Consider the following 15,028-nt stretch of genomic DNA (forward strand, 5'->3'; position numbering starts at 1 on the left):
GGCTGGTCGGGCCTGGCGGGAGCCGCGAGGAACGAGCGGCGGATGGCGCGCCTCGCGACACGAACGCCCCGACCCCGCGCTCGTCCGGAACGCACCCTTGTTCGTGACGCCGGCACCACCGGGGTGCGGCGCGTGCGTGAGGGCGCGCCCCGGGCGGCAGGCAGGGGTGAGGGGGTCTGGGCTGTATCGAGGGTGATGGCGGGGCGAGGTGCTGTCTGTGCTGTCAGTGCTGTCTGTGCTGTCAGTCGCGGAGGGCGGCGACCTCGGCGGCGGAGGTGCCGGAGTCGCGGAGGAACTGCTCGCAGCGCTCGGCCTCGTCGGTCTCGCCGATCCGGGCGGCCGCGGTGGCGAGCGCGGCGAGGGCGCGCAGGAAGCCCTGGTTCGGGACGTGGTCGGCGGGGATCGGGCCCTGGCCGCGCCAGCCGGCGCGCCGCAGCGCGTCGAGACCGCGGTGGTAGCCGGTGCGCGCGTACGCGTACGCCGTGACGGACCGCGCGGCGCTGGGCTCCGCGCCCGCGCCCGCGCCGTCCAGGGTGCGCTCCGCCAGCACGGCCCAGGCCAGCGACGACGCGGGGTGGTCGGCGGCGAGCTGCGCGGGGTCCGCGCCGACGTCGAGGCCGTCGCGCACCTGGGGGTGGTCGTCGGGCAGGCGGGTCGGGGGCGGGCCGGCGAGCAGGTCGTCCACAGGGGAGGTCATGGGCCCATTCTGGCCCCCGGGCCGGACCGTGCTCCTCGAGCGCCGCGTACGGCCGGTCGCGGGTACGCTCGGCAGCATGATCGAGATCGCGACGTCATCGACGACGACGACGCTCGTGATCGCCGGTGACCTCGACCTCGCGGAACGCGACCAGTTCCCGGAGATCGCCACCCGGGTGGTCGGGCTGCGGCGGCAGCTGCTGGTGATCGACATGTGTCGGGTCACGTTCATGGACTCGACGGGCGCCGCGTTCCTCATCTCCCTGGCGGACTCCGGTCGCAAGCGCGGCGGCGCCACCGTGCTGCGCGGCGCCGACGAGCGCGACCTGTTCGTCCTCGAGGTCTGCGGCGCGCTGGACCTGTTCCGCATCGACCGCGACCACCGGTGCGAGTCGGCCCCGGCGCAGCCCGCCCCGGCCTCGCACCACCCGGCCGGCTGAGCGCGCCCGACCGGCGCGCAGGTCACGGGCGGGTAAACTCGGGCGCGGCCCGGCCGGGGAGGCCCGCCTGCTCAGATGACGTGGGTGACGAGCCGGGCCTCGTCGACGCGAGGAGATTTCATGCCAGCCGTGGTGCTCGTCGGTGCCCAGTGGGGCGATGAGGGCAAGGGGAAGGCCACGGACCTGCTCGGGTCCCGGGTCGACTACGTCGTGAAGTTCAACGGCGGCAACAACGCGGGCCACACCGTCGTCATCGGCGACGAGAAGTACGCCCTGCACCTGCTGCCGTCCGGCATCCTGTCGCCCGGCGTCGTCCCGGTGATCGGCAACGGCGTGGTCGTGGACATCGACGTGCTGTTCGAGGAGCTGGACGACCTCGTCGCGCGCGGCGTGGACGTCTCCCGACTGCTGGTGTCCAGCCAGGCGCACGTCATCGCCGGCTACCACCGCACGCTCGACAAGGTCACCGAGCGCTTCCTGGGCAAGCGCCGCATCGGCACCACCGGCCGCGGCATCGGGCCGGCGTACGCCGACAAGATCAACCGCGTCGGCATCCGCATCGCGGACCTGTTCGACCCCAAGATCCTGCGGGAGAAGGTCGAGGGCTCCCTCGACCAGAAGAACCACCTGCTGGTGAAGGTCTACAACCGCCGCGCCGTCGAGATCGACGAGACGGTCGACGAGCTGCTCGCGCACGCCGAGCGGCTGCGCCCCATGGTCGCGAACACGCCCCTGGTGCTGAACCAGGCGCTCGACGCGAACAAGACCGTGCTGTTCGAGGCCGGCCAGGCGACGATGCTCGACATCGACCACGGCACCTACCCCTTCGTCACGTCGTCCAGCGCCACCGCGGGCGGCGCGGTGACCGGCTCCGGCATCGGGCCCACCCGGGTCGACTCCGTCATCGGCGTCATCAAGGCGTACACGACGCGCGTCGGCGAGGGCCCGTTCCCCACCGAGCTGTTCGACGACATGGGCGAGTACCTGCTCAAGACGGGCGGGGAGTACGGCGTCACCACCGGCCGCGCGCGCCGCTGCGGCTGGTACGACTCCGTCATCGCGCGCTACGCGGCCCGCATCAACGGCCTCACGGACCTCGTGGTGACCAAGCTGGACGTGCTCACCGGCCTCGAGAAGGTGCCGGTCTGCGTGGCCTACGACGTCGACGGCACGCGCTACGACGAGATGCCCGACGACCAGTCGGCGTTCCACCACGCGAAGCCGATCTACGAGGAGATGCCGGGCTGGTGGGAGGACATCTCCCACGCCCGCAGCATCGAGGACCTGCCCCCGAACGCGCAGGCGTACCTCGCGCGGCTCGAGGAGCTCTCCGGCTGCCGCGTCTCCGCCGTGGGCGTGGGCCCGCGCCGCGACGAGATCATCCCGGTGCACGACCTCATCCACGCGCGCGGATGACGGCGACGGGCCAGGTCGTCGACGCGCTCGCGCCCACGGGCGTGCTGCGCGCGGTGATCAACCTCGGCAACCCCGTGCTCGCGCAGGGGACCCGGCAGCAGCCGGCCGGGGTGACCGTCGACCTGGCCCGCGAGCTGTCCCGGCGCCTCGGCGTCGAGGGCGTGCTGGAGTGCGTCGACGCGGCGCGGCACTCGTTCTCCGCGGTCGCCGACGGTCGCGCCGACGTCGGGTTCCTCGCCGTCGAGCCCGAGCGGGCCACCCAGGTCGCGTTCACCGCCCCGTACGCGCTGATCGAGGGCGTGTTCGCCGTGCCGGAGGGCTCGCCCGTGCGCGCGGCCGACGACGTCGACCGGCCGGGCGTGCGGGTCGGCGTCAAGCAGGGCTCCGCGTACGACCTGTACCTCACGCGCACCCTGGAGCACGCGGAGGTGGTGCGCGGCGCCGACGGCGTCCTCGCCTTCGAGGAGGGCGGCCTCGAGGTCGCGGCCGGCATCCGCCAGCCCCTGACGCGGTACGTCGCCGAGCACCCCGGCCTGCGGGTCGTCGAGCCGCGGTTCACCGAGATCCGCCAGGCCGTCGCCACCGGCCGCGACCGCGATCCCGTCGCCGTCGCGTGGCTGCGCGACACGGTCGCGGACCTGGTCGCGGACGGCTTCGTCGCCGCGTCGCTCGCCCGCTCGGGGCAGGACGCCACCGTCCCCGCCTGACGGACTCCTACGACGGCACGACCCCGCGCCTCCTACACTGGGCGCCCGTGAAGATCCTCGTCGTCGGGACCGGTGCCCGCGAGCACGCCATCGTCCACGCCCTCGCGTCGGAGGAGCCCGCGCACGAGCTGCACGCCGCCCCGGGCAACCCCGGCATGGCCGCGCAGGCCGCCCTGCACCCCGTCGACGCGAACGACGGCCGCGCCGTCGCCGCCCTCGCCCGCTCCCTGGGCGTCGACCTGGTCGTCGTCGGCCCCGAGGCCCCGCTGGTGGCCGGCGTCGCCGACGTCGTCCGCGAGGCCGGCGTCCCCGTCTTCGGCCCGTCGGCCGAGGGCGCCCGCCTCGAGGGGTCCAAGGCGTTCGCGAAGGACGTCATGGCCGCCGCGAACGTGCCGACCGCCATGGCGCACGTGTGCGCCACCGTCGACCAGGTCGCCGACGCGCTCGACGCGTTCGGCGCCCCCTACGTCGTCAAGGACGACGGGCTCGCGGCCGGCAAGGGCGTGGTCGTCACGTCCGACCGCGACGCCGCGCTCGCCCACGCCCGCGAGGCGCTCGACGCGCGCGGGGCGGACGGACGGGTGGTCGTGGAGGAGTACCTGGACGGCCCCGAGGTGTCGCTGTTCTGCCTGAGCGACGGCGCCACGGTCGTGCCGATGGTGCCCGCCCAGGACTTCAAGCGCGTGGGCGACGACGACGCCGGCCCCAACACCGGCGGCATGGGCGCGTACACCCCGCTCGACTGGGCGCCGTCGGGCCTGGTCGCCGAGGTGCTCGACCGCATCGCGCAGCCCACCGTGGACGAGATGGCCCGCCGCGGCACCCCGTTCTCCGGCGTGCTGTACGTGGGCCTGGCGCTGACGAGCCGCGGCACCCGCGTGGTCGAGTTCAACGCCCGCTTCGGCGACCCGGAGATCCAGGCCGTCCTCGCGCGCCTGCGCACCCCGCTGTCCGGCGTGCTGCTCGCCGCCGCCACCGGCCGCCTCGACGCCATCGAGCCGCTGCGCTGGTCCGACGACGCCGTCGTCAACGTGGTCGTCGCGTCGCAGGGCTACCCCGAGTCGCCCCGCAAGGGCGACCCCATCACCGGCATCGACGACGCCGAGGCGCTGGACGACGTGCACGTGCTGCACGCCGGCACCGCCGTCGTCGACGGCGCGCTGGTGTCCGCCGGCGGCCGCGTGCTGTCCGTCGTGGGCCGGGGCGCCGATCTCGCCGCCGCGCGCGCCGCGTCGTACGCGGGCGTCGCGAAGATCGCGCTCGACGGGTCGCACCACCGCAGCGACATCGCGCTCAGGGCCGAGCGCGGAGAGGTCGCCGTCCCCGGGGCCTGATGGGTACCTGTCCCCGGGCGTGAACTGTGGAAAACCTGCAAGACAACCCGGAGACTCCGCTACTGTCCGAGCGGACCTCGAAGGGAGCCCACCCATGTCACACGCCACGCCGCCCGGCACGCCCGAACCCGACCCGCGCTCGGCCGACCACGCCTCGGACGCTCCGACCGACCCCGTGCTCCTCGACCTGACGCCCGGGGAGGTGGTCTCGGCGCCCGCGCCACGTCGCCGCGGTCGCACGGTCGCGACGATCGGGATCGCCGCCGGCGTCGTGCTCGTCGGCGGGGCCGGGGCGGTCGCGTACGCCATGCTGTCGGGGGCGGGCACGCAGCCGCACGACGTGCTGCCGGCCGGCTCCCTCGCGTACGCGAGGGTCGACCTCGACCCCTCGGCGGGGCAGAAGGTGGAGATCCTGCGGCTGCTGCAGAAGTTCCCCGCCCTGGCCGACTCCGTGGGCGACGAGGAGGCCGACCTGCGGACCCTGTTCGTCGAGGAGGCGTTCGGGGAGGACTGCGACGTCGACTTCGCCGCCGACGTCGAGCCATGGCTCGGTCAGCGCGTCGGTGTCGCGCTCCTCGACGAGCCGTTCGAGCCCGTCGTGGCGATCCAGGTGGACGACGAGGGGGAGGCTCGGAAGGGCATCGCCGAGCTCGCAGACTGCTCCGGCGCGGAGGCCGGTGGTGTCGCCTTCCTCGACGGCTACGCGATCGTCGGTGCCGAGCAGGCGACGGTCGACGCCGCGGTCGCGGCGGCCACCGAGGCGTCGCTCGGCGACGCGGAGAAGTTCACGGCGGCCGTCGGGAGGCTCGGCGACCAGGGCGTCGCGTCGGGCTGGGCCGACTACGGGGCGATCATGGCCCACCCCGAGGTGGCCGACCTGATGGCGCAGGGGCTCGAGCAGCCCGGGCAGCCGCAGCTCGACGTGCCGGGGCTGACCGACGACCTGGGGGCGGCCGCCGTGGTGCTCCGCGCCGAGTCGTCGGCCATCGAGGTGCGTGGCGTCTTCGAGGGCGCCGAGGCGATGCTCGGCGAGTCGTCGCTGGACCCGGCGCAGCTGCCCGGCTCCACCGCGCTCGCCTACGGCACCGCGATGTCGGACGAGTATGCGACGCAGTACGCCGACCTCCTGACCGACGCCCTCGTCGGGGCGGGCGGGGAGCAGGCGAGCGCCGAGGTCGAGGCGACGCTCGGGGTCTCGCTGGACGAGCTCACCACGCTCCTGCTGTCCGACCCGCTCCTCACCGTCGGCGAGCGCGGCCTGGACGGCCTGGACGCGTTTGCGGGCCCCGAGAGCGTCGAGAGCCTCGACGTGGCGCTGCGGTCCCACGGCGACCAGGCGGAGCTCCGCGACATCGACGAGCGCCTCGCCGGCGCGATCGAGTCCGCCGCCGGCGTCCGGCTCACGGTGCAGGACGTCGACGGTGGCGTGGCGCTGGCGACGTCCGAGAGCGCCCTCGAGGTCGGCTCCGGCCTGGCGGCGTCCGACGCGTTCCGCTCCGTGGTCCCGTTCGACCGGGTCTCGTCGCTGGTCTACCTCGACGTCGACAAGCTCGCCCCGGTGATCGAGCTCGGCGCCGAGGGAGACGAGGACGTCCTCGCGAACCTGGAGCCGCTGCGGGCGCTCGGGTCGTCGAGCAGCGGCGACGAGTTCGCGCTGCGGTTGTCGTTCGACGGCTGACGACCGGCCGCTGACAGGCGGCCGCCGGCGACCTGACGTCGGCCTCCGGCGGTGACCGCGCGCGGTCACCGCCCGGGGGCCTCCGGGACGTCCCAGGGAAGTTCACCGTGCCGTCGATCCGGACCAGGCGGTCGGCGATCGTCAGGCCCGCGCCGCGGTCGGGGACGTGCCGGAACCAGCGGCGGTCGGCATCGGCCAGGCCGGAGACCGTCACCGTCCCGGAGGATCCGCCGCGCGCCACGACGTGGTAGGTGTCGATGCGGTCCCGGTCGGTGCCCGAGTAGAGGCGCACGCCGCCCGCTCAGCGCGGCGCCGACCAGGTGACGGTGAACGGACGGGGCTGTCCGGTAGGGGGGCCGATGGACTCCGCGCGGCAGGATCGCGGACACGCGCGCCCCGGCCCGACGCCGGATGCGAGACTGTGCGTCGTGACCGAGACGCACGATGTCGACCAGCCCGGTGCCGACCAGAACGACGCCTTCGCGGGCGGACCGCTCGACCTGCCGGGGTGGCGGCACGTTTACTCCGGCAAGGTGCGCGACCTGTACGAGCCCGCCCTGCCCGCGCTGGGCGGGGTGCACCCGCTGGGCGACGTGGTGCTCGTGGTCGCGTCCGACCGGCTCTCGGCTCACGACCACGTGCTCAGCCCCGGGATCCCGGACAAGGGCGTGGTGCTCACGCAGCTCAGCCTGTGGTGGTTCGAGCAGCTCGCGGACGTCGTGGACAACCACGTGGTGTCCACGGAGGCGAGCGCCGAGCCGGGCGACGGCCTGGTGCCCGACGTCGTCGCCGGGCGCGCGATGATCTGCCGCCGGCTCGAGATGTTCCCCGTGGAGTGCGTGGCGCGCGGCTACCTGACGGGCTCCGGCCTCGCCGAGTACCGGGCGTCCGGCGAGGTCACGGGGATCCCGCTGCCGGCGGGCCTGGTCGACGGGTCGCGGCTGCCCGAGGCGATCTTCACCCCCGCCACCAAGGCCGCGGTCGGGGAGCACGACGAGAACGTGCCCTTCGCGGAGGTGGCGCGCCGGATCGGCGACGACGCCGCGGTCCGCCTGCGGGAGCTCACCCTCGCCGTCTACTCCCGCGCCGAGCAGATCGCGCGCGAGCGCGGCGTGATCCTCGCGGACACCAAGCTGGAGTTCGGCGTCGACCCGGCCACCGGGGCCACGGTGCTGGGCGACGAGGTGCTCACGCCCGACTCGTCGCGGTTCTGGCCCGCCGACGACTGGGAGCCGGGTCGCACCCAGGCCAGCTTCGACAAGCAGATCGTGCGCGACTGGCTCACCTCGCCCGCGTCCGGCTGGGACCGCGCGTCCGACACGACGCCGCCCGCCCTGCCGGCCGACGTCGTCGAGCGCACCCGCGACCGCTACCTCGAGGTGTACGAGCGGCTGACCGGGGCGCCCCTGCGCTGAGGCGCGCCCCGGTCGGGGTCAGAGACCGCTGCCGCGCACGCTGTCCACGAGCGGCGACCCGTCGCCGTCCTCGACGACGCACAGCAGTTGCCGGTCGCCGATGGCCCACGACACCTCGTCGGGCCCGATGTAGTACGCGGTCAGGGTCGTCTCCGCGGGGTCGATGCCCACGTACGACTCGAACGCCGGCACGCAGGTGTCCGTGAACGCTTGCTCGAGGCCGGCCTCGCCGGGGTAGTCGCCGCCGGGGAGCTGGGACACCGCGAACACCTCGGCCGCGTGCGGCGCGGTGCAGTCGGCGGGGGTGATGCCCTCGACCGTGGTGGAACCGGCGGGGTAGTCGAAGCACTCGCCGACGCCGTAGTCGAGCCCGGCGCCCTCCTGGATCCCCTGCTGGTAGCTCTCCTTGAACGCGTCCTGGAGGTCGTCGTTGGTGGCGACCAGCGCGATCAGCGCGATGAAGACGATCCAGCCGATGGTGCTCAGGGCGCCCAGCACGATGCCGGCGATGGCCAGACCGCGGCCCGACCGCGCCGGGTCCTTGGTGCGCACGACGCCGGCGATGCCGAGGCCGAGCGGGACGAGCGCCAGGCCGAGGATGCCGGTGACGAGCGCCGCGATCGACACGCCGTCGGTCTTGCGGGGCGGGGCGTAGCCGTACGGCGGCTGGCCGCCGTAGGGCGTCGCCGGCGCGGACGGGTCGTACGGGCCCTGGCCGCCGGGCTGTGCGCCGGGCTGTGCGTACGGCGCCTGCGAGTAGGACGGCGTCGCGCCGGGCTCCGTGTAAGGCTGCGGGCCGCTCGGGGCAGGCCCGGACGAGCCGGCGTCGGGGGCGGAGTACGGGTCGGGGGCGCTGCCGCCGGAGGGCGGAGGAGTGGGTGCGGACATGCTTCCTCGTCGATCGTTGCGGTCGTCGGTTCACGCGGGGTCGGCGGCGCCGGCGTCCGGCAGCGTTCCGCGGCGTCCCGAGGCTAGCGTGCCGACGGTAGACTCGTCGCGGAATCCCGCCGTCGTGCTCCCGCTCTCACGCGCGCGCCCCGCTGCGCCGCGCGTGCGGGATCCCGGAGCGGCGGCCACCTGACTACCCGGTCACGATCCAAGGAGCACCCGTGGGACGCGTCGTCGTCGAGGTCATGCCGAAGCCCGAGATCCTGGACCCCCAGGGCAAGGCCGTCGTCGGGGCGCTGCCGCGCCTCGGGTTCACCCAGTTCAGCGGGGTGCGCCAGGGCAAGCGGTTCGAGCTCGAGGTGGACGGCGAGGTGACCCCCGAGGTCCTCGCCGCCGCGCAGCAGGCCGCCGAGACGCTGCTGTCGAACCCGGTCATCGAGGACGTCGTGCGCGTGGCGGACGCCGCGACCGATGCCGCCGGGACGATCACCTCCGAGGGCGTCGCCTGATGACCGCGCCCACCCTGGACGCCGCGCGCATCGGCGTCATCACGTTCCCGGGCACGCTCGACGACCGCGACGCCTCCCGCGCGGTGCGGCTCGCGGGCGGCGAGCCCGTCTCCCTGTGGCACGCGGACGGCGACCTGCACGGCGTGGACGCCGTCGTCCTGCCCGGCGGCTTCTCCTACGGCGACTACCTGCGCGCCGGCGCCATCTCGCGCTTCGCGCCCGCGATGGACGCCGTCGTGGACGCCGCGAAGGGCGGCATGCCCGTGCTCGGCATCTGCAACGGCTTCCAGGTGCTGACCGAGGCCCACCTGCTGCCCGGCTCCATGGTGAAGAACGACCACCTGCACTTCGTGTGCCGCGAGCAGGTGCTGTCCGTGGAGAACACGGCGACGGACTGGACCAACCGCTACGAGCGCGGCCAGCACATCACCATCCCGCTGAAGAACCAGGACGGGCAGTTCGTCGCCGACGAGCACACCCTCGACGAGCTCGAGGGCGAGGGCCGGGTCGTGTTCCGCTACCAGGGCTGGAACCCGAACGGCTCGCGCCGCGACATCGCCGGCATCACCAACGCGCGCGGCAACGTGGTCGGCCTCATGCCGCACCCCGAGCACGCCGTCGAGGCCGGCTTCGGCCCGGACGGCGCCGACGGCCCGCGCAGCGGCACGGACGGGCTCGGCTTCTTCACGTCGGTGCTCGCCGCCCTCGTCCGGGCATGACCGCGACCGCCACTCTGCCCCAGGCCCGCCCCGACGACCTGACCGTCGAGGTCGTCGAGTGGGACGACGCCGACGCCGCGAGCCTGCGCGCCGCGCAGGAGGCCGAGATGTCGGTCCGCTACGGCGGCGACGACCCGGCGCCCGCCATCGACCCGCGGTCGATCGTCGTGACGCTGGTTGCGCGGGTCGGCGGCCGTGCCGTGGGCACCGCCGCGGTGCGGGACGTGTCCGGCACCGACGACCGGCGAGGCCGGGGCACCACCCACCCCGCGGCGACCGGCGAGGTCAAGCGGGTGTTCGTGGACTCCGGGGCCCGCGGGCGCGGCATCGCCCGCCGGCTCATGGCCGAGCTGGAGCGTGCCGCCCGCCAGGTCGGCTTCCGGCGCTTCGTGCTCGAGACCGGCACCGCGCAGCCCGAGGCGATGCGCCTCTATGAGTCGATCGGCTACGAGCCGATCGACCCCTTCGGCGACCACGTGGGCTCCGAGCAGCAGCGCTGCTACGGCAAGCGGCTCTGACGGTCGCCCCGGCGACGGCCACCGGCCGCCGCGGGCTCAGCCCGCGGCGCCGGCGGACCACGCCGGCAGCTGCTGCAGCGTCCAGGAGTTGCCGTCCGGGTCGGCGAACGTGACGAACCGGCCCCACGGCTGGTCGTCCACGCCCTGCGCCTCGACGCCCACGTCCCGCAGGTGCTGCAGGGCCGCGTCGGCGTCGGGCACCACCACCTGGATCGCGTCCAGCTGACCGGGCGCCAGCCCGCCGCCCAGCCCCTCGCCGAACGCGATGGAGCACGCCGAGCCGGGCGGCGTCATCTGCACGAACCGCAGGTTCTCGTCGACGCGCTGGTCGTGGTCCGCGTGGAAGCCCACGCGCTCGTAGAACTCCTTGGCGCGGTCCACGTCGCTCACGGGAACGTGGATGAGCTCGATCTTCCAGTCCATGACTGCTCCTTCGGGCTACTGCAGCGGCTTGGGTTGGCGGTTGCCTTCGTCGACGAGCATGAGGATGCCGGAGATCAGACCGCAGAAGAGCAGCGTGCACACGGCGAGGGCGGTGTGCCGGTACCCGTCCTTCGCGGCCTTGTGGGTCAGGATCGTCATCGGGACCATCCACGCTGCGGCGATGAGACCGAGGCCGAGCGTCGAGACCACCGTGATGCCCAGGACGACCCAGTTGATCACCGCGGCCGCGACGTACAGGCCGCTGCTGGCGGGGACGGGCTGCTGGTACGCCGCGTAGGGCTGTGCGGCGGGGTACGGCTGCTGCTGGTGGTAGACGACGGGCGGCGGCGACGGCACGACGGCCCCGTGGTCGTACGGCGACGGGGCGTACGGCGGCGGGCCGCCGGCCGCGGAACTGCCCGGCGGGTACGGCTGGCCCGGCGGGTATGGCTGGCCCTGGGCGCCCGGCGAGGGCGGCGTGTCCTCCGGGCGGCGGTACGGGTCTGATGGCGTCGTCATGGCCGAATCGTAGGGTCCTTCCTCAGGATCAGGTTGGGACGGTCGAGCCCCGTCTTGTCACGCGTGCTCCAGCAGCGGGCGCACCTCGCAGCCCAGCAGCTCGATCAGCCCGGCGAGGTCCGGCTCGTCCGCCGTCGGCTGCACCGCCACGGCGGACGCCCCGGCCGCCGCGAGCCGGAGCACTCCGTCGGCGATGGCGCGGGCGTCGCCGGCGGCGCCGATGCCGCGTCCGGGCTCGGCTCCCCACAGGGGCAGCTCGGCGTCCAGGCGCTCCTGGGCCCGGTCGCCGGCGGCGGCGATGAGCGTGGCGTACACCTCGGGCGTCGGCCGGCCCACCGGGCTCGCCGCGGCCGTGGCGGCGTCGGCGGCGGCGCGCACGTCGTCCGGAGTGAGCGCGTTCGCGAGGATCACGCCGTCGCCCAGCTCGCCCGCGAGGGCCAGCGAGCGCGGCCCGACGCCGCCCAGCACGAGCGGGGTCTGCGGCGCCGGCCAGTCCAGGCGTACCCGGTCGAGGTGCACGTACCGGCCCGACGTCGTGACCTCCTCGCCGGCGAGCAGCAGGCGCAGGGCCTCGGTGTGCTCGCGCAGCAGCGTCAGCGGCGAGTCCACCCGGACGCCCGCCTGCCCCATCCACGCCTGCACGCCGTGCCCGACGGCGGGGACGAACCGGCCGGGGAACAGGCGCGCGAGCGTCGCGACCTCCATCGCCGTGACCGCGGTGCTGCGCAGGGGCGCCGGCATGAGACCGATCCCCACGCGCACGCGCTCCGTCCAGCCGAGCGCCGCCGCGGCCGACGCGACGCCGCTCTGCTTGAAGCAGTCCTCCCACACCCACACGTCGTCCAGGCCCGCGGCCTCGACCGCCGTGGCGAGGTCGCGCAGCGACTCCGGCGGCATCGTGGGGACGAAGGCGACGCCGAGGCGGACCGCAGGGCGGGCCTCCGGGCGCGGGGCGGGGGTGACCGTCATCCCGCCATGGTGCCGCGCGCCTCCGACATGCGCCCCCCGCTCTGGGGAGTGCCGGGTCGTGGAGTGCCGGGTCAGACGGGCGCGTCCCGCAGGTACGCGAGCTGCGCCACGACCGACTGGCGCGCCGCGCGGCGGACCGACGGGTCGACGTCGGCATACACCCGCGCGACGACGGCGTCCGCGAGGTCGCCGTTGCCGTCGATGTCGGAGCGGGCGTCGCGGCCCAGCTCCGCCAGCGCGGACCGGACCTGGTCCAGCCGCTCCAGGCGGTGGGCGCGGTAGGAACGGACCGCGGTGCCGAGGTCGTCGAGAGCGGGGCCGTGGCCGGGCAGGCCGACGCGGCCGTCGCCCGCGCGCTCCAGCACGTCGAGGCTGGCGAGGTAGTCGCGCAGGGAGCCGTCCGGCTCGGCGATGACGGTGGTGCCACGGCCCAGCACCGTGTCGCCGGTCAGCACGACGGGCACGTCGTCCGGCCCCGTCACGACGAACGACACCGAGTCCGCGGTGTGCCCCGGGGTGGCGAGCACGTCGAGGCGCAACCCCGCGGCGTCGATGCGCTCGCCGCCGCGCAGGGGTTCGCCACCGTGGCAGTGCGCCGGGTCGGCCGCGCGGACGGGGGCGCCGGTGAGCGCGTGCAGCCGCGCCGAGCCGGCCGTGTGGTCGGCGTGCCGGTGCGTCACCAGCACGAGCTCCACCGGCCCGGCGCCGGCGAGCGTCGAGAGGTGCTCCTCGACGTCGGGCCCCGGGTCCACCACCACGCACGACGCCGAGCCCGGCGCCCGCAGCACGTACGAGCGCGTGCCGTCCAGCGTCATCGGGCCGGGGTTGTCCGCGCGGACCACGGTCACGTCGGTCATGAGACGTCCTCTCTCGTCCGTCAGCCGCGGCGGCCGACGTGGCGGACGGGGCCCTGGTACGCGGCGACCGTGGCGTCGCTCGTGAGCAGGGTCGAGCCCGTCATGATGGCCTGCGCCACCAGCATCCGGTCGAACGGGTCGCGATGGACGGCCGGTAGCCGGGCCGCCGTCACCGCGTGTGCGCCGTCGACGGCGAGCTCCACGAAGCCCAGGGCCAGGGTCGTCGCGCGGGCCACGTGCGGATCCAGGTCGAAGTCTGCACGGCCCAGCGCGGACTTGATGCCGATCTCCCAGATGTTGACGGCGCTGAACCAGATCTCGGGCTCGGGGTCGGACAGGATCTCCGCGACGTCGTCGGGCAGCCGTTCGGGGAACCCGAGCGTCCAGACGAGGACGTTGGTGTCGAGGAGGTACCTCACCGGGCGCCTGCGGCGTCGTCACCCTCGAACAGGGCCGCCACCTCGTCCTGAGCCCAGTGGTCGAAGTCGTCGGGCATCGTGAACCGGCCCTGCAGCGGGCCGAGCGTCCGCCGCGGCCGGGCCGACGGGTCGGTGCCGACCAGGCGAGCGACGGGGTGGCCCGCGCGGGCGATGACGACCTCCTCGCCGCCCTCGACCTCGGCGAGGAGGCGGGAGAGGTGGGTCTTGGCCTCGTGCACGTTGACGGTCTTCACGGGCGAGCTCCTCGATCCTGGTGGACTAAGTCGACGTTAGTCCACCAGGATTCCGGACCACAAGGTCAGGCCGCCAGCGCCTCGGCGAGCAGCTCGAGCGTCCGGACGCGGCCCGGGGTGGCGTCCAGCGGCTCGGACTCGTAGGTACCGGCGACGGGCACGACCATGACCTCGTCCACGCCGTGCCGCGTGGCCAGGTCGCGGAGCTGGGCCGCGGCCTGGTGCGGCTCGCCCACCACCCAGCGGGCGCGCATGTCGGCGACGATCTGCTCCGCCATCGGGTCCAGGGGCTCGGCCAGGGCCTGCTCGACCGTCTCGGCGCGGCCCATCGGCTTGCCGGTGCGCAGGCGCGCCATCGAGCGGAGCTGCGGCAGCGCCCGCTCGTGCGCCTCGACGGCAGTGGGCGCGACGACGACGTTCGCCGTGAGGAACGTCTGCGGCTCCGGGTGGGCGGCGCTGGGCGTGTAGTGGTCGCGGTACAGGGCGAGCACCTGGTCGACGCCCGCGCCCGAGAAGTGGTTCGCGAAGACGTACGGCAGCCCCAGCTCCGCGGCGAGGCGGGCGGAGTAGTCGCTGGAGCCGAGCAGCCACACCGTCGGGGTGCCGTCGGCGGCCGGGGTGGCGTGCACGTCGTAGAGGTTGCCGTCGCCGAGGCGCAGCGTGGCGCCGTCAGGGCTCATCAGGGCGAGGATGTCGCGCACGTGCTGCGGGAACCGCTCGACGTCCGACGTCGGGCCGGACTGCCGCAGCAGCGCCGTGACCACCGGGTCCGAGCCGGGCGCGCGGCCGATGCCGAGGTCCACGCGGCCGGGGGCCAGCGCCTCCAGGGCGGCGAACTGCTCGGCCACGACGAGCGGCGCGTGGTTCGGCAGCATCACGCCGCCCGAGCCGACGCGGATGCGCTCCGTGGCGGCCGCCGCCGCGGCGATCATCACCGGCGGCGTCGACGCGGCCACGGCGGCCATGTTGTGGTGCTCGGCGAACCAGTACCGCTCGAAGCCCAGCTCGTCCGCCCGGCGCACCAGCGCGAGCGAGGCGGCGAGCGCCTGGGGGCTGGACTGGCCCGTGCGGACGGGGACGAGGTCCAGCACGGACAGTCGGGGTGAGGTGGGCGCGGGGTGCGAGGCGTCGGCGTTCATCGCCTGGGACAACTCCCGCGGGCGGGACTCCTATTCCGTTGTGAGCGGGGGGTGTTGGCGGGGCGGGTGGCCGGCCCGGGGCGCACACCCCCCCGCCAACGTCAGGGGGGGGGGGGGGGGGGGGCCGG

18 protein-coding genes are annotated in these 15,028 nt (G+C 74.8%); 9 read left to right on the plus strand and 9 right to left on the minus strand.

Features of this window, described 5'->3' with window-relative positions; genetic code table 11:
- Positions 1-241 precede the first annotated feature (241 nt).
- Positions 242-697 (minus strand): DUF3151 domain-containing protein, encoded by a 456-nt coding sequence (locus ACFWDO_RS19410; RefSeq protein WP_380326119.1) that lies wholly within the window; start codon positions 695-697, stop codon positions 242-244.
- Positions 698-773: 76 nt separating this feature from the next.
- Here ACFWDO_RS19410 and ACFWDO_RS19415 point away from each other — a divergent pair, with 76 nt between their 5' ends.
- The 6 genes from ACFWDO_RS19415 to ACFWDO_RS19440 all read left to right on the plus strand — a co-directional run bounded on the left by ACFWDO_RS19415 (position 774) and on the right by ACFWDO_RS19440 (position 7,686).
- On the plus strand, positions 774-1,136 hold the full coding sequence (locus ACFWDO_RS19415; protein WP_380326122.1) for an STAS domain-containing protein: 363 nt from the start codon (positions 774-776) through the stop codon (positions 1,134-1,136).
- Between the two features lie 120 nt (positions 1,137-1,256).
- Positions 1,257-2,552 (plus strand): adenylosuccinate synthase, encoded by a 1,296-nt coding sequence (locus ACFWDO_RS19420; RefSeq protein ID WP_380326125.1) that lies wholly within the window; start codon positions 1,257-1,259, stop codon positions 2,550-2,552.
- Entirely contained in the window at positions 2,549-3,259 is a 711-nt protein-coding gene (locus ACFWDO_RS19425) for a transporter substrate-binding domain-containing protein (protein WP_380326128.1), read from the plus strand. Before ACFWDO_RS19420 ends, ACFWDO_RS19425 begins: the two co-directional genes overlap by 4 nt.
- A gap of 47 nt (positions 3,260-3,306) precedes the next feature.
- Entirely contained in the window at positions 3,307-4,593 is a 1,287-nt protein-coding gene (gene purD, locus ACFWDO_RS19430; protein WP_380326132.1) for a phosphoribosylamine--glycine ligase, read from the plus strand.
- A 94-nt stretch (positions 4,594-4,687) separates the two neighbouring features.
- Positions 4,688-6,271: a hypothetical protein gene (locus ACFWDO_RS19435; RefSeq protein WP_380326135.1), complete on the plus strand. Its 1,584-nt coding sequence runs from the start codon at positions 4,688-4,690 to the stop codon at positions 6,269-6,271.
- A 428-nt stretch (positions 6,272-6,699) separates the two neighbouring features.
- Complete coding sequence (locus tag ACFWDO_RS19440) at positions 6,700-7,686, plus strand: phosphoribosylaminoimidazolesuccinocarboxamide synthase (RefSeq protein WP_380325483.1); 987 nt, start codon at positions 6,700-6,702, stop codon at positions 7,684-7,686.
- Positions 7,687-7,704: 18 nt separating this feature from the next.
- On the opposite strand, the gene ACFWDO_RS19445 is transcribed toward ACFWDO_RS19440, so the two are convergent.
- Positions 7,705-8,574, minus strand: coding sequence for a septum formation family protein (locus tag ACFWDO_RS19445; protein WP_380325480.1), 870 nt, complete (start codon positions 8,572-8,574; stop codon positions 7,705-7,707).
- A gap of 221 nt (positions 8,575-8,795) precedes the next feature.
- Here ACFWDO_RS19445 and purS point away from each other — a divergent pair, with 221 nt between their 5' ends.
- From purS to ACFWDO_RS19460, 3 genes are read left to right on the plus strand one after another with little or no spacing between them, the layout of a single operon-like run.
- Complete coding sequence (gene purS / locus ACFWDO_RS19450; RefSeq protein ID WP_380325477.1) at positions 8,796-9,083, plus strand: phosphoribosylformylglycinamidine synthase subunit PurS; 288 nt, start codon at positions 8,796-8,798, stop codon at positions 9,081-9,083.
- A complete protein-coding gene (gene purQ / locus ACFWDO_RS19455) occupies positions 9,083-9,802 on the plus strand; it encodes a phosphoribosylformylglycinamidine synthase subunit PurQ (RefSeq protein ID WP_380325474.1) in 720 nt (239 codons plus the stop codon). The genes purS and purQ overlap by 1 nt, the downstream gene beginning before the upstream one ends.
- Positions 9,799-10,320, plus strand: a complete 522-nt coding sequence (locus ACFWDO_RS19460; RefSeq protein ID WP_380325471.1) for a GNAT family N-acetyltransferase — start codon at positions 9,799-9,801, stop codon at positions 10,318-10,320. The genes purQ and ACFWDO_RS19460 overlap by 4 nt, the downstream gene beginning before the upstream one ends.
- A gap of 36 nt (positions 10,321-10,356) precedes the next feature.
- Here the strand turns inward: ACFWDO_RS19460 and ACFWDO_RS19465 are convergent, their stop codons facing one another.
- The 7 genes from ACFWDO_RS19465 to ACFWDO_RS19495 form a co-directional block, all read right to left on the minus strand.
- Positions 10,357-10,743 (minus strand): VOC family protein, encoded by a 387-nt coding sequence (locus tag ACFWDO_RS19465; RefSeq protein WP_380325468.1) that lies wholly within the window; start codon positions 10,741-10,743, stop codon positions 10,357-10,359.
- A 15-nt stretch (positions 10,744-10,758) separates the two neighbouring features.
- Positions 10,759-11,262, minus strand: coding sequence for a hypothetical protein (locus ACFWDO_RS19470; RefSeq protein ID WP_380325465.1), 504 nt, complete (start codon positions 11,260-11,262; stop codon positions 10,759-10,761).
- A gap of 57 nt (positions 11,263-11,319) precedes the next feature.
- Positions 11,320-12,231, minus strand: a complete 912-nt coding sequence (locus tag ACFWDO_RS19475; RefSeq protein ID WP_380325462.1) for an LLM class flavin-dependent oxidoreductase — start codon at positions 12,229-12,231, stop codon at positions 11,320-11,322.
- Positions 12,232-12,302: 71 nt separating this feature from the next.
- Positions 12,303-13,088: an MBL fold metallo-hydrolase gene (locus tag ACFWDO_RS19480; protein ID WP_380325459.1), complete on the minus strand. Its 786-nt coding sequence runs from the start codon at positions 13,086-13,088 to the stop codon at positions 12,303-12,305.
- Between the two features lie 20 nt (positions 13,089-13,108).
- Positions 13,109-13,507 (minus strand): type II toxin-antitoxin system VapC family toxin, encoded by a 399-nt coding sequence (locus ACFWDO_RS19485; protein WP_380325456.1) that lies wholly within the window; start codon positions 13,505-13,507, stop codon positions 13,109-13,111.
- Entirely contained in the window at positions 13,504-13,761 is a 258-nt protein-coding gene (locus tag ACFWDO_RS19490; RefSeq protein WP_380325453.1) for a type II toxin-antitoxin system Phd/YefM family antitoxin, read from the minus strand. Before ACFWDO_RS19490 ends, ACFWDO_RS19485 begins: the two co-directional genes overlap by 4 nt.
- Positions 13,762-13,826: 65 nt before the next feature.
- Positions 13,827-14,900, minus strand: coding sequence for an LLM class flavin-dependent oxidoreductase (locus tag ACFWDO_RS19495; protein WP_380325450.1), 1,074 nt, complete (start codon positions 14,898-14,900; stop codon positions 13,827-13,829).
- Positions 14,901-15,028: the final 128 nt, after the last annotated feature.

This window comes from Isoptericola sp. NPDC060185 (genome assembly GCF_042728595.1).
Lineage (GTDB): Bacteria > Actinomycetota > Actinomycetes > Actinomycetales > Cellulomonadaceae > Isoptericola.